At 63.0% G+C, this 16,024-nt stretch carries 19 protein-coding genes; 11 read left to right on the forward strand and 8 right to left on the reverse strand.

Going from position 1 to position 16,024, the window contains the following annotated elements; all coding sequences use genetic code 11:
• Positions 1-20: 20 nt before the first annotated feature.
• Positions 21-689: a glutathione S-transferase family protein gene (locus tag FJQ55_RS13030; protein WP_140828459.1), complete on the reverse strand. Its 669-nt coding sequence runs from the start codon at positions 687-689 to the stop codon at positions 21-23.
• Positions 690-871: 182 nt separating this feature from the next.
• Here FJQ55_RS13030 and FJQ55_RS13035 point away from each other — a divergent pair, with 182 nt between their 5' ends.
• A complete protein-coding gene (locus FJQ55_RS13035; protein ID WP_140828460.1) occupies positions 872-1,375 on the forward strand; it encodes a hypothetical protein in 504 nt (167 codons plus the stop codon).
• A gap of 54 nt (positions 1,376-1,429) precedes the next feature.
• Here FJQ55_RS13035 and FJQ55_RS13040 read toward each other — a convergent pair whose 3' ends face one another.
• A complete protein-coding gene (locus FJQ55_RS13040) occupies positions 1,430-3,112 on the reverse strand; it encodes a M20/M25/M40 family metallo-hydrolase (RefSeq protein WP_140828462.1) in 1,683 nt (560 codons plus the stop codon).
• Between the two features lie 158 nt (positions 3,113-3,270).
• On the opposite strand from FJQ55_RS13040, the gene FJQ55_RS13045 reads away from it, so the two are divergent.
• The 6 genes from FJQ55_RS13045 (at position 3,271) to FJQ55_RS13070 (ending at position 7,554) form a co-directional block, all read left to right on the forward strand.
• On the forward strand, positions 3,271-3,684 hold the full coding sequence (locus tag FJQ55_RS13045; RefSeq protein ID WP_140828464.1) for an Lrp/AsnC family transcriptional regulator: 414 nt from the start codon (positions 3,271-3,273) through the stop codon (positions 3,682-3,684).
• 89 nt (positions 3,685-3,773) lie between these two features.
• A complete protein-coding gene (locus FJQ55_RS13050; RefSeq protein ID WP_140828466.1) occupies positions 3,774-4,154 on the forward strand; it encodes a hypothetical protein in 381 nt (126 codons plus the stop codon).
• A 191-nt stretch (positions 4,155-4,345) separates the two neighbouring features.
• Positions 4,346-4,918, forward strand: a complete 573-nt coding sequence (locus FJQ55_RS13055; protein ID WP_140828469.1) for a HupE/UreJ family protein — start codon at positions 4,346-4,348, stop codon at positions 4,916-4,918.
• A 258-nt stretch (positions 4,919-5,176) separates the two neighbouring features.
• Positions 5,177-5,950 (forward strand): amino acid ABC transporter substrate-binding protein, encoded by a 774-nt coding sequence (locus FJQ55_RS13060; protein ID WP_140828472.1) that lies wholly within the window; start codon positions 5,177-5,179, stop codon positions 5,948-5,950.
• A gap of 171 nt (positions 5,951-6,121) precedes the next feature.
• The gene (locus FJQ55_RS13065; protein ID WP_140828474.1) at positions 6,122-6,802 is read left to right on the forward strand and encodes an amino acid ABC transporter permease; all 681 of its coding nucleotides are present in this window, start codon (positions 6,122-6,124) and stop codon (positions 6,800-6,802) included.
• Positions 6,799-7,554 carry an amino acid ABC transporter ATP-binding protein gene (locus FJQ55_RS13070; protein ID WP_140828475.1) on the forward strand — a complete coding sequence of 252 codons (756 nt, stop codon included), beginning with the start codon at positions 6,799-6,801 and terminating at the stop codon, positions 7,552-7,554. The genes FJQ55_RS13065 and FJQ55_RS13070 overlap by 4 nt, the downstream gene beginning before the upstream one ends.
• A gap of 84 nt (positions 7,555-7,638) precedes the next feature.
• Here the strand turns inward: FJQ55_RS13070 and FJQ55_RS13075 are convergent, their stop codons facing one another.
• The 5 genes from FJQ55_RS13075 to FJQ55_RS13095 all read right to left on the reverse strand — a co-directional run bounded on the left by FJQ55_RS13075 (position 7,639) and on the right by FJQ55_RS13095 (position 12,594).
• Positions 7,639-9,567: a methyl-accepting chemotaxis protein gene (locus FJQ55_RS13075; RefSeq protein ID WP_140828477.1), complete on the reverse strand. Its 1,929-nt coding sequence runs from the start codon at positions 9,565-9,567 to the stop codon at positions 7,639-7,641.
• Between the two features lie 460 nt (positions 9,568-10,027).
• On the reverse strand, positions 10,028-10,378 hold the full coding sequence (locus FJQ55_RS13080) for a hypothetical protein (RefSeq protein ID WP_140828478.1): 351 nt from the start codon (positions 10,376-10,378) through the stop codon (positions 10,028-10,030).
• Positions 10,379-10,456: 78 nt separating this feature from the next.
• Entirely contained in the window at positions 10,457-10,921 is a 465-nt protein-coding gene (queF, locus tag FJQ55_RS13085; protein ID WP_140828479.1) for a preQ(1) synthase, read from the reverse strand.
• 28 nt (positions 10,922-10,949) lie between these two features.
• Positions 10,950-11,852, reverse strand: a complete 903-nt coding sequence (locus tag FJQ55_RS13090; protein WP_140828481.1) for a cation diffusion facilitator family transporter — start codon at positions 11,850-11,852, stop codon at positions 10,950-10,952.
• A gap of 481 nt (positions 11,853-12,333) precedes the next feature.
• Positions 12,334-12,594: a ribbon-helix-helix domain-containing protein gene (locus tag FJQ55_RS13095; protein ID WP_140828482.1), complete on the reverse strand. Its 261-nt coding sequence runs from the start codon at positions 12,592-12,594 to the stop codon at positions 12,334-12,336.
• Between the two features lie 111 nt (positions 12,595-12,705).
• Between FJQ55_RS13095 and FJQ55_RS13100 the strand changes: the two genes are divergently transcribed.
• The 4 genes from FJQ55_RS13100 to FJQ55_RS13115 are packed head-to-tail and all read left to right on the forward strand — an operon-like array spanning position 12,706 to position 13,637.
• Positions 12,706-12,990, forward strand: a complete 285-nt coding sequence (locus tag FJQ55_RS13100; protein WP_140828483.1) for a type II toxin-antitoxin system RelE/ParE family toxin — start codon at positions 12,706-12,708, stop codon at positions 12,988-12,990.
• A complete protein-coding gene (locus FJQ55_RS13105; RefSeq protein WP_140828485.1) occupies positions 12,962-13,276 on the forward strand; it encodes a HigA family addiction module antitoxin in 315 nt (104 codons plus the stop codon). Before FJQ55_RS13100 ends, FJQ55_RS13105 begins: the two co-directional genes overlap by 29 nt.
• A gap of 50 nt (positions 13,277-13,326) precedes the next feature.
• The gene (locus tag FJQ55_RS13110; RefSeq protein ID WP_140828486.1) at positions 13,327-13,560 is read left to right on the forward strand and encodes a type II toxin-antitoxin system ParD family antitoxin; all 234 of its coding nucleotides are present in this window, start codon (positions 13,327-13,329) and stop codon (positions 13,558-13,560) included.
• Positions 13,557-13,637, forward strand: a complete 81-nt coding sequence (locus FJQ55_RS13115; RefSeq protein WP_246085146.1) for a type II toxin-antitoxin system RelE/ParE family toxin — start codon at positions 13,557-13,559, stop codon at positions 13,635-13,637. Before FJQ55_RS13110 ends, FJQ55_RS13115 begins: the two co-directional genes overlap by 4 nt.
• Before the next feature lie 43 nt (positions 13,638-13,680).
• Here the strand turns inward: FJQ55_RS13115 and FJQ55_RS13120 are convergent, their stop codons facing one another.
• Positions 13,681-15,870, reverse strand: a complete 2,190-nt coding sequence (locus tag FJQ55_RS13120; RefSeq protein ID WP_140828488.1) for an anthranilate synthase — start codon at positions 15,868-15,870, stop codon at positions 13,681-13,683.
• Positions 15,871-16,024 lie beyond the last annotated feature (154 nt).

The raw sequence follows: 16,024 nt of genomic DNA on the forward strand, positions 1-16,024 counted from the left end.
CGCGCTGAAAGACTCCGCTCTCAGGACTGGTTTCGCAAGCGCTCCCCGGCCAGCGGTGCGTACGGCAGAGCTGGCGCATCGAGACCTTCGAACGGATTTCGCCAGGCCGACAGTGTATCGAGACGATGATACCAGGCTTCGACTGCGGGATAATCTGAAAGCGGCAATCCGGCGACGTCATTGAAGGGCAGGAAGCTCGCCATGCGGAAATCGGCATAGGAGAGGCCGCTGTCGAGCAGGAAGGCGCGCGTTTCGAGATGGGCCTCGAGGATCGGTGAGGAGCGGTGGAAAAGGGCAAGCCCCTCCGCCACCTTGGCCGGATCGACCGGCCCGATCCCGTACCGCTGCTTGGTGCCATATTCGAAATGGACTTGATCGCAGGCCGTGACAAAGTTTGCCTTGCCCCAGCTCAGCCACCGGATCATGTCCGGTTCGCCATCGTCATCCGTGCGCCAGAAATTCGAACCCGACAGGCGCGACAATCGACAAGCGATCGCATCCGCCTCCCACAGCGGACCCCGCGCCTCCTCCAGGATCGGGATCGAAAGGCTGGGATTGAGCTGCCGGTAGGTCTCCGCCTGCCCCGGCGCAAACGGCGAGGCGAATTGAAAGGTGACGGCGGAACCGAGGTGGCGGGCCACGGCCACGGCCAGGCGCGGATTTGGATTGCGGCTGTAGTGCAGTTTCATACATGCCTCGCGAAGATCGAACTTTCCGCATTGTGCTGGGAAGGCACGGCGCTGTCGAGGTGGGCGACAAGCCGTTGCTGCTGCCAGATTTGGACGCGGACAAATGGGGGCTCTTCGCCCGAACCGCTTGCGGGCCGGACCCGGGACGGGTTAGGATCACCCGGATCAATGAGGGGAAATCCATGCGAATTCAACGCGCTTTCGCCGCCGGCCTGATGCTGGCATCGGCTCTGGTTCTGGCCGCCTGCACCACGACGGAAGACGCCAACAATGCCGCCCGATCGCGCTGGGTCGGGCAGCCGGTGGAGCAGTTTTTTGCCGCCTATGGTCCGCCGGTTGGCGACTATCCGCTCTCCTCGGGTAAGATCTACACCTGGCGCGGCGGCGACAAGACCCGCTACATCCCGCCAACTTACACAAACCCGGAACCGGCAAGTACCGTGGTGCGCACCCAGACCCGCACCGACGGCTCCGGCCAGACGGTGACCCAGACCCGCGTGATCACGCGCGATCCGTTCTGGCAGCCGCAGATGATCAGCCCGCCGCAATATCAGCAGCTGTTCTGCGAGCTGCAGATCAACACCGACAAGGCGGGCGTGATCACCGCCATCCGCGCCAGCAACGACACCGACGGCGACGGCCTGAGCTTGTCGCGCTGCGCCGAGGTGCTGGGCGTCACGAAGTAACCGGCCGCCGGCGCTGGCGGTGCCTGCGGGTGGAGTGGGTCTCGCCGCCCCTGTTCACTCGATCGCCTGGCCCAAGAAGTCTGTTGCAATCGCCATGACCAGATCCGGAAGTACTCCGAAGGCATAGGGGCGGTGAACGCGTTCGAATTTCTGGTGAAACTCCCGGCCCCAGGGACCGAGATTGACCGCCGGAAAGGCGAGCGCGGATGCGGGCGGCACATCGACGAGCCGCGAAACCGGCGTGTTCTCCGCGACGACCGAACTCGCAGGCGCGGCCAGTCCGAGGAAGCTCATGTCGGAGATGCCCTGGAAGCAGGGTTTCCAGCCGATGCGGCGCTGAGGGTCGGCATTGAGGTTCAGACGCGCCCGCTCGATGGCACCGTGCAGAGCGCGGTCTGCGGGTCGGTCGAGATCGAGGCGGCTCGCCGGATAATGCAGACCGGCAAAACCGATCACGACAGCCGGGCCGGAGACTTGCGCGGCATCGACCAGGAAGGTGGTCAATTGCCGGGACGCGATCAGCGGGTTGTCGACCTGCGCCGCCTTCGCCTGTTCCGCCGCAAAGCGCGCCTCGAATTCGGCGCCCAGCATCGTCTCCGCAAGCCGCCGCACCGCCGCCAGCGGCAGGATGCGGGGCATGGCCGGCAGGGCAGCTGGCGGACGCCCGGTCATGACGCTGTAGCTTCGTGCCTGGTCGGCAAAGCGCTTCACGGCCCCGGTCGCGCCCCGTTCGACGGCACTGCCGAAGCGGGAGAAGAGCGTCTCGGCAGTGATGGAATGATAGAGCCAGTTGAAGGCGATCCAGAACCGCTCGGGCGTCGTCACCTCGTAGCCGTCGCGCAGGTCTTTTGCTTCCAGGCAGATCGGCGGCGGGGAGATGTCGGCCGCATCCCGGTCGGCGAGTGCCGCATTGCCTTCCAGTTCCGCGAGAATCCCCGCCCCGATGGCCTGTGCGCTGACACCCTCGAAGGGATAGGCGGCATGCGAGCTCAGGCCAAGAACGAGGGCGAAGGGCAGGAGTTTGCCGATGGTCCCGGCAAAGACGGAGCGCCCCTCCCCTCCGTCGCCCTGATCGGAGGTGACGTCGAGGTTCAACGCACCGGCAATCTCGATGTCCAGTTCCTTCGCCAGTTTCGGCAAGGCGTCGCGCAGCGAGCGCATTCCCCGGCTTTCGCGTTCCTCGTCGGGCGTGGCGAGGAAAAGGAGATTGCCCTGCCGATCGGGATCGTCGGCGAAACGCTCAAGACAGGCGATTGCCACCGCCAGCCCGCTCTTCATGTCGAGGAGACCGCGCCCGGGCAGGAAGTCCCCGCTCGTCAGATCGTTGAGCGCGCGTTCCTCCTGCTCCGAGCGCGTCTCCTGGGCCGACAGGGTGTCGATGAGAGCGCCCTTGAGGGCGAGACTGTCGCAGGCGAGCGGCTGCAGCGCGTGATAATTGTCGGTCGAAACCGTGTCGAAATGCCCGGCCAGGGCAAGGGTCCGCCGCCCCGCGCCGCGAACCAGCGCGACGACGTTGCGGGTGAGCGGTTCGCCATGGCTGTCGATGAGCCTAAGATCCTCGGGATGGGACTGGAAATAGGGAATTTCCCTCAGAAGGCCGAGCAGATGACCGGCAAAGGCCGCTTCACCGGCACTGCCGGTCTCGCTGCCCCATGCGGTGAGACGCAGCGCGATGGCCTCGACGCGGGCCGGATCGATGCCGACATCTCCCGGGCTTGTGAAAGTGGCGTCCGTCATGCCTTTTCGTCTCCTCGTCTTCTTGCCCATGCGTCCGGTCCTGCCGCAGGCATGCACTGAAGTGCTAGCGGAGAGGGTAGGAAGAAAGAAGAAGACAAAGAGACGGAAAAGCGCAGATAATGCCGAATTAGGAAGTTGGCTGACGAAAGAGTAAGAGAATGGACGATCTTGACCGGCGGCTGGTTGGCGAACTGCGCATCAACGGTCGGGCTTCCGTGCCGCAACTGGCGCAGATCCTCGGTGTCGCCCGCGCCACTGCCCAGAAGCGCCTGGACCAGCTCATCGAGAAGGGAGACATCAAGGGCTTCACCGTCCGGCTGAAGGATGATCTCGCCAAGGACCGCATCAAGGCGATGATGATGATCGCCTTGCTCGGGCCGCCGAAACAGCCGGTAGCCACGATCAAGCGCCTGCCCGGTGTCGTGTCGCTTTCCAACACCAATGGCGTTTGGGACTTGATTGCGGAACTGGAAGTCTCTGCTATGCCCGACCTCAACGACCTGATCTCCACCATCCGGGCCGTGGACGGCGTGTCGAAGAGCGAGACGTTCATCCTGCTCGGACCGGCCTGAGGCTTTCTGACGTCACGACCTTGCCGCCGTGCCGCCCGGCGCCATCTCAAAGGAGCGATGCACAGCAAAGCGACGCTCCCGGAGACGAGATGAAAGTGACCCGCCTGCTGACCGCCCTGATCGCCGTCGTGATGCTGGCGGGCGGCATCACGCATCTTGCCGCGCCCGAATTCTTCTTCCCGATTGTCCCGTCGATCTTCCCGGCGCGGCTGGCGGTGCTCGGAAGCGGCATTGTCGAGCTGGCGATCGGTCTTGCGGTTCTGGTCCCGCGGTTGCGTCCGCATGCTGGCCTCGCATTTGCGATGCTCTGTGTCGCCTATCTGCCGCTGCACCTCTGGGACTTTGTCCGGCCCGACCCGATTTTCCGCCCCTGGCCGCTCGCCGTCTTGCGCCTTGGGCTGCAGTTGGGCTTCATCGCAGCCGGTCTGCGGCTGTGGCGCGGGCGGATCGGCAGTGTCACGCATTCGTAAGCCTGTCCTGGACGCGTCACGCCCTGCCGCAGCCATTCACGCCCACCCCCGGCAATCGACGTAGATTTGTCACGAGCTTTGCCGTGGACATGGACGAGAGGCTTACGTTAGTCTGCCGAATGACATAAGGGGACGATCGGCGGGACCGAATTCCGGCCGCCATGAGTCGACCAAATTAGAGGGACCAAATCATGCTGAAACGCCTTTCACTCACCGCCGCCGTGTTTGCTGCGGCAACCGCACCCGCTTTTGCGCACCTGGACCCGGCCGAGCACGGCTCGCTGATGGCCGGTATCTCGCATCCGCTGTTCGGTGCCGACCATATCCTCGCGATGGTTGCCGTCGGCATCTGGGCGAGCCAGATCGGCGGCCGCGCGCTCTGGGCCGTGCCGGCCGCATTCGTTTCGATGATGGCCGTTGGTTTTGGCCTTGCTGTCGCGGGCGTGTCCCTCCCCTTCGTCGAGCCCGCCATCCTCGCCTCCGTCATCGGCCTTGGCCTGCTGGTTGCCGCTGCCGTGCGCCTGCCGGTCGCAGCCTCGGCTGCCGTTGTCGGCCTCTTTGCCCTCTTCCACGGCCACGCCCATGGTGGTGAGCTCGGCACAGCCGGCGCCCTCTCCTTCGGAGTCGGCTTCCTGATCGCGACCGCTGCCCTGCATGGCGTCGGCATCGCCCTCGGTATTGCCGTCTCCCGTCTTGGCCCCACGGTCGCCCGCATCCTCGGTCTTGCCACCGTGGTCGGTGGCGCTGCCATTGCTTTCGGCTGAGCGACTGCGGCGATCACGCCGCCTGAAAGCTTGAACTCTTTCGACGACCGCTCCGGCTGGAACAACCGGGGCGGTTTCGTGTTTCTGGAACACAGGCCGAGCCGAGATGCTTGGTCGCCAGCGGCGTGTGAGTAATTTTTTCTCAATTGCCCAAAAATTTCGCTCTTTTCTGTCATCCCAGCAAGATCTGGATCTGCGATGAAGAAGGCCTCCCAAGATACGGTCCGGTCCCGGGCCGTCCGCATGAAAGGAATACCCATGAGCTGGCTCAAGACATTTGCCGCTGCCGCCGTTCTCCAGACGCTCGTCCTCACGCCCGCCATGGCCGGCGAGAACCTCGACCAGATCAAGAAGGCCGGTGTCATCAAGATCGGCACCGAAGGCACCTATGCCCCCTTCACCTTCCACAATGCCGACAACAAGCTGGTCGGCTTCGACGTCGAGATCGGTCAGGCCGTCGCCGAGAAACTGGGCGTGAAGGTAGAATTCGTCGAAGGCAAGTGGGACGGCCTGATCGCTGGCCTCGATGCCAATCGTTATGATGCCGTCATCAACCAGGTCGGCATCACCGAAGCGCGCAAGCAGAAATATGACTTCTCCGATCCTTATATCGTCTCCAAGGCCGTGCTGATCGTGAAAGACGGCAACGAGGACATCAAGAGCTTCGAGGACCTCAAGGGCAAGACCTCGGCCCAGTCGCTGTCCAGCAACTTCGGCAAGATCGCGGAAGCCGCCGGCGCCGAACTCGTCGGCACGGACGGCTTCGACCAGTCGATCCAGCTGGTGCTGACCGGCCGCGCCGATGCGACGATCAATGACAGCCTGTCCTTCCTCGACTTCAAGAAGCAGAAGCCCGACGCGCCGGTAAAGATCGCCGCCGAGAAGGAAGAAGCCGTCGCCTCTGGCATTATCGTCCGCAAGGGCGATGCGGAACTGGTCGCTGCGATCAACAAGGCGCTGGCCGACATAAAGGCCGACGGCACCTACCAGAAGATCGCCGACACCTATTTCGGCCAGGACGTTTCGAAGTAACTGTTGGGAATTCCCCTCCCCAACCCCTCCCCACAAGGGGGAGGGGCTTTCCGCCAACGCCTCGCCTGATTTAGGACTGAGGCGCTGCCGCGGGCAGTCTCCCCTTCTGGGGAGATGGTCGGCAGGCCAGAGGGGGACGTCACCCCCCGCCTGCAATTGAAAGAACACCCGATGCCGCACTGGCTCCAACTGATGCTCGAATCGCTGCCGACCCTGCTTTGGGCCGGGGTGAAATTCACCATACCGCTGACGATCCTGTCCTTCGCCTTTGGCCTGACGCTCGGGTTGCTGACGGCGGTCACGCGCCTGTTTGCCGCAAGACCGCTCGTCCTGCTGGCGCGCTTTTACGTCTGGGTGATCCGGGGAACGCCGCTGCTGGTCCAGCTCTTCGTCATCTTCTACGGCCTGCCGAGCGTCGGCATCCTGCTCGACGCCTTCACCGCCGCCCTGATCGGCTTCACGCTGAATGTCGGCGCCTATACCTCCGAGATCATCCGCGCGGCAATCTCCTCCGTGCCCAAGGGGCAGTGGGAAGCAGCCTATTCGACCGGCATGAACTGGAGCCAGGCGATGCGCCGCACCATCCTGCCCCAGGCCTCGCGCGTCGCCGTGCCGCCCCTGTCGAACACCTTCATCTCGCTGGTCAAGGACACCTCGCTGGCCGCGGCCATCACCGTTCCCGAACTCTTCCAGTCCGCCCAGCGCATTGTCGCGACCACCTATGAACCGCTGATCCTCTATATCGAGGCGGCGCTGATCTATCTCGCGCTGAGTTCGATCCTCTCCAACCTGCAGTCGAGGCTTGAGACCCGTTTCGGCCGCTATGGCGGCATGCTGGAGGCTAACCGATGATCACGCTCAGCCACATCGTCAAGCGCTTCGGACAAGCGACCATCCTCAACGACATCTCGCTCACGCTACCGGAACGCAGCGTGACCGCGCTCGTCGGCCCATCGGGCGGCGGCAAGAGCACCCTGCTGCGCTCGATCAACCTCCTGGAACAGCCGACCTCCGGCACAGTCCAGATCGGTGCCCATGCGATCGAATTTGCCCCCAACCGCAAGGTCGCCTTTTCCGAGGTCCAGAAAATCCGCAGCGAGACCGGGATGGTCTTCCAGAACTTTCAGCTCTTTCCGCATCGCACGGCGATCGAGAACGTGATGGAGGGGCTGATCACGGTGCAGAAGTGGTCGAAAGGCAAGGCCAAGGCGCGTGCGCTCGAACTTCTCGAAAAGGTCGGCATGGCGCATAAGGCCGATGCCTGGCCGGCAGAACTGTCGGGCGGCCAGCAGCAGCGCGTGGCAATCGCCCGCGCACTTGCCCCCTCGCCCAAGGTCCTGCTCTGCGACGAACCGACCTCGGCGCTCGATCCGGAACTGGCGGGCGAAGTGGTCGATGTGTTGAGCCGGCTGGCCAGCGAGGGCACGACCATGGTGATCGCCACCCACGATCTGCGGCTCGCCTCGAAGATTGCTGGACAGGTGGTTTTTCTCGAAGCCGGTCAGGTGGTGGAAACGGGAAGCGCCGAGCAGATCTTCCGCGACCCGCAACGCGAGCGTACCCGGCGCTTCGTCTCATCGATCAGCGCCGCGCAGACGCTCTGATCGACCAGATCTCCGAACGAGAAAAGGGCGGCGCGATGACGCGCCGCCCTTTTCAATTCATCGTCACGGTTCGGCCGGATCGCCTCAGAACTCTTCCCAGTCGCTGTTGACGGCGGCATTGCCTTGGAAGGAAGCGGCGAGCTTGCGGCCGAGCGCCTTGGCGGGCGACGGCTTCTGCGCGTCGTAGCCGGCAGCAGCACGCGGCCGCGAGGTGGCGACGGGGGCCGGTTGATCCGCCATGCGGAACTGGGCGAGCAGCGCGTTCATGGCAGCGACTTCCTTCGCCAGGCCGTAGCTCGCAGCCGTCGTCTCTTCGACCATGGCAGCATTCTTCTGGGTATCCTGGTCCATCTGGTTCACCGCCGTATTGATCTGCTGCAGGCCGGACGACTGCTCCTGGGCGGATTCGACGATGGCAAGCACATGGCGGTTGATTTCCTGCACTTCCGCGACGATGGTTTCCAGCGCCTTGCCGGTATGCCCCACGAGTTGCACGCCTTCCTGCACCTGCTCGTTGGAGGTCGTGATCAGCGATTTGATCTCCTTGGCGGCGGTCGCCGACCGCTGGGCAAGCTCCCGAACCTCCTGCGCGACGACGGCAAAACCCTTGCCGGCCTCGCCGGCACGCGCCGCCTCGACGCCTGCGTTCAAGGCGAGAAGGTTGGTCTGGAAGGCGATTTCGTCGATGACGCCGATGATGTTGGAGATCGACTGCGAGGACTGCTCGATCTTTTCCATCGCAACGACCGCACGGCGCACGATATCTCCCGATTCTTCCGCACCCGCCTTGGCCTTCGACACCAGGTGGCCGGCCTCCTGCGCGCGCTTGGTCGAATCCTTGACGGTGGTGGTGATCTCCTCCAGCGCCGCGGCGGTCTCTTCGACGGCGGCGGCCTGCTGTTCGGTGCGCTTGGAGAGATCATCGGCCGCCGACTTGATCTCGTTGGAGCCGGCATCGATGGCCCGGGCATTCGTCGCAACGCGCGACAGCGTGTCTTCGAGCTTCGAGGCGGAATTGTTGAAGTCCATGCGCACGCCGTCGAGCGAGGCGACGAAGTGCTGCTGGATGCGGTAGGACAGGTCGCCTTCGGAGAGCTTCGACAGCGCCCGTGCGAGGTTGTCCACGGCAAACTTGACGTCTTCGGCTTCCTTCAGCGCCTGTTCCTGGCGCGTCAGGCGCTCCTGCTCGCTCATCGTGCGATTGGCTTCCGCCTCCCGCTCCAGGCGGACGCGATCCTTGGCATTGGTGCGGAAGACTTCCGCTGCCTGGGCAATCTGGCCGATCTCGTCGGAACGGCCGATACCGGGAATTTCCGCCTCGACATTGCCGCCGGCAAGATCCGCCAGACGGGCGCGCAGACGCAGCATCGGCTGGGTGATACCGGCTTGCGAGATGTAGAGGGCAACGGCAAAGGCTATGACCAGACCGGCGGCCACACCGATGATGCTCGAGCGGGTGGCGGAGGTGACGGAAGCGCCGAGTGCGCCGGTGCCGTCGGTCAGCAGCGTCTGCATGGCCTGGTTCTGGTTGCCGCTGAGGGTGGAGAGCTGGGCGAAGAGATCGCCGTGCTTGGCCTGCAGGGCTGCAACCTCGTCCGCCTTGCCGGCTGCAGCGGCAGCAAGCATCTGGTCGAGATTTTGCTTCAGTTCAGCGATGAAGCCCGTGAGCTCGCCCAGGGCCTGCGCACGGCTCGGGATTTCCTTGACCACCCGATCATAGCGTTCATAGGCGGTCTTGAAATTCTTCTCGTAACGCTCGGCGAGAGACTTGTACTCTTCCGAGTTCGGATCCATGTCGGCCATGCGGAGCGACATCGCCACGGAAGTCCAGATGGCGGCGGAGGCACGGGCGCCGAGGATGGTCAGATCCGCTTCCCGGGTGAGAATGGCCTGATACTGGCTATTGGTGGTGTTGAGGGTGACTGTCAGCCAGGCCGAGGTGGCGGTGGACATGATCGCCAGAACAAGCAGGGCGACCAACACCTTGCTTCTAATGGTCAGCTTTTCCAACATGAAGTGTTCCTTTCGGGCGCGAGAAAAACCTGGCCGGGCGCACACGAGCCCACCGCCGGATGTCGCGCGTTCTCACGGCACCGGTGGGATCGTTGGCAGAAGGACGTAGCCTTTCGGATGCGTCCGGCCGCGATCTTTAAATTTTGAGAGGCGCCCATTCATTGGGCAGCAAGACGGGACTTGCGGAGGTCCGAAGGTCGGCCGATGCGGTCTGATCGGGGCGAATTCGATCACCGCCTTGGCGCGAACTTCAGCGATCGACCGCCGAGAACGAGGGCTGCGCGGATGAGGTTTCATTCACGACCATTTGCCGAAACTACGAATATCGGCATATCGTCAATAAATGGTTATTCGCGATCTGTCGACGCGGTGTCGCGAGGCATGAACCGGCCCAAGTCTTCGCCATCACGAATGCCACCGCGGGGGCCACCGAGCGTCGCCGTGACCATAGGGAACGCCGTCAGACGCGCATCTCGGTGACGAAAGGCATGATGTCGATACTGTCGCCGGGAAAGACGGTGAGGTGCGGGTGGTCCTCGAAAAGCCGCGCCGCCGCTTCCGCCGAATCCGCCTCGACGACCAGATAGCCGCAGATCGTGTTGACGGCGGGGGCGATCCCGTCACGGGAGACGCGCGTGGTCTTTCCCACCATGCCGCCGCCATGGACGATCGCGGCCGCATGACGCTCTTCCCAGGCCATCCAGCGGGGCACCCCTTCGCTGTCGATGGCATCCTGCTCGGCCTTCGACAGGCTGCGGAAGCGCTGCAGAGCGTCGCCACCCATTGTGTAGACGGCGAGGAATTTCGGCATGGGCAAGCCTCCGGCTCGTGCTGAACGGCGCGGAGCTTAACCCAGGCCGGGAAGAGTGTCATCCCGGAGACCGGCTGCTCAGCCCCGGCCGCGATAGGTCGCGACACCCTGATCCGGCAACCAGACACCCTTCGGCGGCTCGCCCGTCTGCCAGAACACGTCGATGGGGATGCCGCCGCGCGGATACCAGTAGGCGCCGATCCTGAGCCATTTCGGATCGAGCAGATCGATGATGCGCTTGGCGATATAGACCGAACAATCCTCGTGGAAGGCGCCGTGGTTGCGGAAGGCAAACAGGAAGAGTTTCAAGGACTTCGATTCCACCAGCCAGTCGCCGGGAATGTAGTCGATGACGATATGGGCGAAATCCGGCTGGCCGGTCATCGGGCAGAGCGACGTAAATTCCGGCGCCGTGAAGCGCACGACGTAGTCGGTTCCGGCATTGCCGTTCGGCACGCGCTCCATGACGGCGGTCTCGGGGCTGGTCGGGGCATCCACGGATTGGCCGAGCTGGGTCAGCCCGGAGACGTCAGTCTTGCTCATGATTTTCTCCTGGAGTTCAGCGGCAGTATCAAAGCTGCACGCCGGCGCCATGCGCCATTTCGTTTTCCGGCTCGACGTGAATGGTCACGCGTGTGCCCGGCAGGGCATTGTGCACCGCCATCTCCAGCCGGTCGCAGATCACATGCGCGTCGCGCACCGTCATCTTCGAGGGCACGACCAGATCGAAGGCGACGAAGGTGGCCGCCCCGGCCCGGCGCGAACGCAGGTAATGCACCCCGAGCGATCCCTCGGAATTGTCCTTGATCGCTTTACGGATCGCGTCTGCCTCTTCCGGAGAGACGGCGACGTCCATCAGCCCGGCAACCGAATGGGAAATGACCTTCCAGCCCTGCCAGATGATGTTGAGAGCGACGAGGATCGCCAGCGCCGGATCGAGGACTGCATACCCTGTGAAGAGCACGAGCACCAGGCCGATCAGAACGCCGCCCGAGGTGACGACGTCAGACATGATGTGCTGGCCATCGGCCGACAGTGCCGGCGACCGGTGGCTCTTGCCGACGCGGATGAGAAGGGTCGCCCAGGCCGCATTGAAGACGGCGGCGAGCGCATTGATCGCAAGGCCGAGATACGGCGCCTCCGGCAGCGACGGCGCATAAAGCGCCGGCACGGCTTCGCGGATGATCAGGAGTGCTGCCACCACGATCAGCACGCCTTCCAGAACGGCCGAGAGATACTCCGCCTTGTGGTGACCATAGGGATGGTCGTCATCGGCCGGCTTCTGCGCATAGCGAATGACGAAATAGGCAAGGAAGGCGGCGATCACGTTCACCGTCGATTCCAGACCATCGGAGAGCAGCGCGACGGAGCCCGTCACCCACCAGGCGAGCAACTTCAGCCCCATCACTCCGAAGGCGAGCGGGATGCCCCAGAAGGCCAGCCGCCGCACCAGATTGTCGTCACCAGCCGCCATGGCCTTCTTCCCTGCAGATGCGAGTGAATTGCAGCAGCAATTCCAAAAACGACAAAACCGCCCGGCAAAGCGGGCGGTTCGGTTCAATGTCGGCAGTGTAATGGCGAAGGGTTGAGGAAAGGTCAAGGCGGGAGATGGGGGTGTGCACAGCTCTGACCGAAGCCTTACAGGTCCGCCAGGAACTTGCGCAGACCCTCGACGCTGCGCTGGCCGCGGGTGTCACGAACATCGATTACCAACACCTGATCAGGAATGACCGTCTAGAGCAGCGAAAACGGCGTTCCACGGATGTGATATTCCCTTACAAGCTCGAAATCCTCGAAACGGGCTGCGCTTTCGGGGTGATCCGTGATTGTCTGTTCAGCGGTTGCGAGCGCCAAGGACACTGCCGCCATGTCGAGTTGGGGACGACTTCTGTAGTAGTTTCGCATCCACCGAAGACCAGGTTCCGCAGTCGGCAGATAGCGGAGCCGCATGACCGTCACCGCGCCTTCGGAAACGTGTCCTCGTCAGAGTTCAACCAGTCGTGCACCGCAGCGCTGTCCACGGCCCGGATATCGCCTGTGGCGACAAGATGGAGCCCGTGACGCAGAAGATCTCGTGTCGCAAGACGCTCCTCGACCAGATTGCGTATGGCCTGATCAGCAAGATCGGAAGCGGACCGGTTGTCGAAACGTGCGATCTCTTCCAGCGCCTGATTGAGACCGGAATCAATGTGAGTGGTGAGGACGACCTTGTTCATCGGACCGAGTTCCCTTTCTGCCAAACCAGAGCATGTGACAAGGTCGCGATGCTGTCAAATGTCGTCTGAGCCGGCGGTTGCTCTTTATAACGCGACGCGTTATACTCAGCCATGATCCAGAGTTTCGCAGATGCCGAAACCGAGCGCATCTGGTCCGGCCAGCGAAGCCGAAAGCTTCCGCCGGATATACAGGCTGTGGCCCTCAGAAAGCTTCGCTTGATGAACAGCGCTCGCCAGTTGACTGACCTGCGCGTACCGCCTGGAAATCGGCTGGAGGCCCTCAAGGGTGATAGGCTCGGGCAGCACAGTATCCGGATCAACGACCAGTGGCGCATCTGCTTTACCTGGAATGATGGAGGACCAAGCGATGTCGGGATCGTCGACGACCATGACTGACCTCATACCCAATCCCCATCCGGGCGATATCCTGCACGAGGATTTTCTGAAGCCGATGGGACTGAGCCAGAATGCTCTTGCGCGGGCGGTCAATGTCCCGCCCCGCAGGATCAATGAGATCGTGCTCGGCAAGCGGTCGCTGACCGCCGATACCGACCTGCGGCTGTCGCGCTATTTCGGGGTCTCGGAGGGCTTTTTCCTCGGTCTGCAGGCTGATTACGACCTCATGCAGCGGCGGCGCGAGATTGAGGACGAGTTGAAACGGATCGAACCCCGGGCGGCGTGATAATCCCCTTGCTGCATTGCCTGCCGCCGCGTTGAGGATTGGAAACCGAAATGCCGGGCATCACCATCGAACTTCCGGACGATCTGAAAGATTGGGTCAGCAGGAAAGCCGAAAGCGGCGAATACGCCAATCCGAGTGACTATGTTTCTGGCCTGATACGCCGAGATCAGGAACGCGCAGCGAAGATCTCCGCGATGCAGACGGCTGTCGACGCGGGCTTAGCAAGTGGAGTCGGCAACCGAACCGCGGATGAGTTGTTCGAGATCGCAAAGCGCATCTCGTGATCTACCTGATCGATGACGAGGGCGTCCTGATTGTCCGTGTCCGGCACGGCCGGGAAGATTGGCAAGAGGATCTTTAGAGAAGACGCGCGGCCATGTTCAGCCGCGCCCCTTATTCGTTTCTCAGGCCGCCTTCACCTTCGCGCGTTTCGCCAGATGCGCCACCACGTTCTCGATCATGCGCATGCCGGCATCGCCGCCGAGCGTCATGATCGATTCCGGGTGGAACTGCACGGCGGCGACCGGTTCCTTGGCGTGTTCGATGCCCATTATGGTGCCGTCCTCGCTCTCAGCCGTGATCATGAAATCGCGGTGCAGGGACGAGGGATCGGCGAAGATCGAGTGGTAGCGACCGACGGTCACCTCCTTGCCGAGCCCCGAGAAGACGAGGCCCGGTTCGAGCACACGGATGCGCGACGGCTTGCCATGCATCGGGATTGCCAGCTGGCGAAGCTCGCCGCCATAGGCTTCGGCGAGCGCCTGCAGGCCGAGGCACACACCGAAGATCGGCAGTTCCCGGGCGCGCGCCTTCTTGATCGTCGCCTTGCAGTCGAAATCCGTCGGTGAGCCCGGACCGGGCGACAGGACGACGAGGTCGGGATTGAGGCGATCGAAGATCTCTTCCGGCACCGGCGTGCGAACCGTGTTCACCGTGGCACCCGTCTGGCGGAAATAGTTGGCGAGCGTGTGGACGAAACTGTCCTCGTGGTCGACGAGCAGGATGTTGACCCCCTCGCCCACCCGGGCCACGCCGCGCTTGGAAGACGCATCATTGCCGCTCTTGGCGTCACGGATCGCTGCAATCATAGCGGAGGCCTTCAGTTCGGTTTCGGCTTCTTCTTCCTGCGGGTCGCTGTCGTTCAAAAGTGTCGCGCCGGCGCGCACTTCGGCAATGCCGTCCTTAATACGGACCGTGCGCAGCGTAAGCCCCGTGTTCATGTCGCCGTTGAAGCCGACCATGCCGATTGCACCACCATACCAGGCGCGCGGGCTTTTTTCGTGCTTTTCGATGAAGCGCATGGCCCAGAGCTTCGGCGCACCTGTCACGGTGACCGCCCAGGCATGGCTGAGGAAGCCGTCAAAGGCGTCCATGCCGTCGCGCAGACGTCCTTCGATATGGTCCACGGTGTGGATGAGCCGCGAATACATCTCGATCTGGCGGCGGCCGATGACCTTGACCGAGCCCGGCTCGCAGACGCGGCTCTTGTCGTTGCGGTCGACATCCGAGCACATGGTGAGCTCGCTCTCGTCCTTCTTGGAGTTGAGGAGCTTCAGGATCTGCGCCGAATCCTCGATCGGATCGGCACCTCGGCGGATGGTGCCGGAGATCGGGCATGTCTCGATGCGCCGGCCGTTCACCCGTACGAACATCTCCGGCGAGGCGCCGACGAGATATTCCTGGTTTCCGAGATTGATGAAGAAGGAATACGGCGACGGATTGATTTCCTTCAGCCGCTTCGAGATCTGCGAGGGCTTGCTATCGCAGCGTTCCATGAACTTCTGCCCCGGCACGACCTCGAACAGATCGCCCTTGCGGAAGCTCTCCTTCGCCTTTGTCACCAGTTCGGCATATTCGCCGGGACGATGATCGCCGCGCGGCGGGATCGTATCGGTATGCTTGAACGGGTCGGCCGGGATTTCCTCCGATTGGCCGACCGTCGTCACATCGCCCTTGGTGAAGTCGTAGCGGTCGATCCAGGCCTTGGCCGAGTAATGGTCGACGACAAGGATCTCGTCCGGCAGAAAGAGCACCATGTCGCGCTGATCGTCGGGACGGACAAGCTTCAGGTCGATCGCGTCGAACTGGAAAGCGAGATCGTAGCCGAAAGCGCCAAAGAGGCCGATGGCGCTGTCTTCCTCGGAGTGAAACAGCGCGGTGATGGCGCGAAGGACCGTGAAGACGGTCGGCATCTTCGAGCGCTCTTCTTCGGTGAAGACGCGGGACGGCAGCTTGACGTCGAGATCGAGACGCGTGGCTGTGCGGGCACCGAGCGCCAGATCTTCGACTGAGGCAAGCGTGTCGGCGATCATCGTCAAAAGCGCTTCGCCGCGTCCGTTATAGGCCTCGATCCAGACCTTGCGACCGAAGGAAGAGATACCGAGCGGCGGATCGACGATGGCCGTGTCCCAGCGGGTATAGCGGCCCGGATATTCGTAGTTGGACGAGAAGACCGCACCGCGACGTTCGTCGAGCTTGTCGACATAGGTGGAGATGGCATCGCCATAGGGTGTCGGCCGGCGCTTGCGCGTGACGGTCACGCCGCCGCGCGTCTGATAGGCTTCCGAGCCGTCTTCCTGCAAAATCGTCGACATGTCTGTCCTTTTCCGTTCTTCGAGGCCCTCTCCCGGCGCCTTGAATACAAAAAAGCCGCCTCAGGAGATTTTCCGGGCGGCTTTGGGTCATTCGTCGAGAAGACATGACTGGTCAAGGCCGCGTCAGCGAGCCCACCACCAAGCCATGTTGTTC

Origin of the sequence: Rhizobium glycinendophyticum, assembly GCF_006443685.1 — a bacterium.
GTDB lineage: Bacteria > Pseudomonadota > Alphaproteobacteria > Rhizobiales > Rhizobiaceae > Allorhizobium > Allorhizobium glycinendophyticum.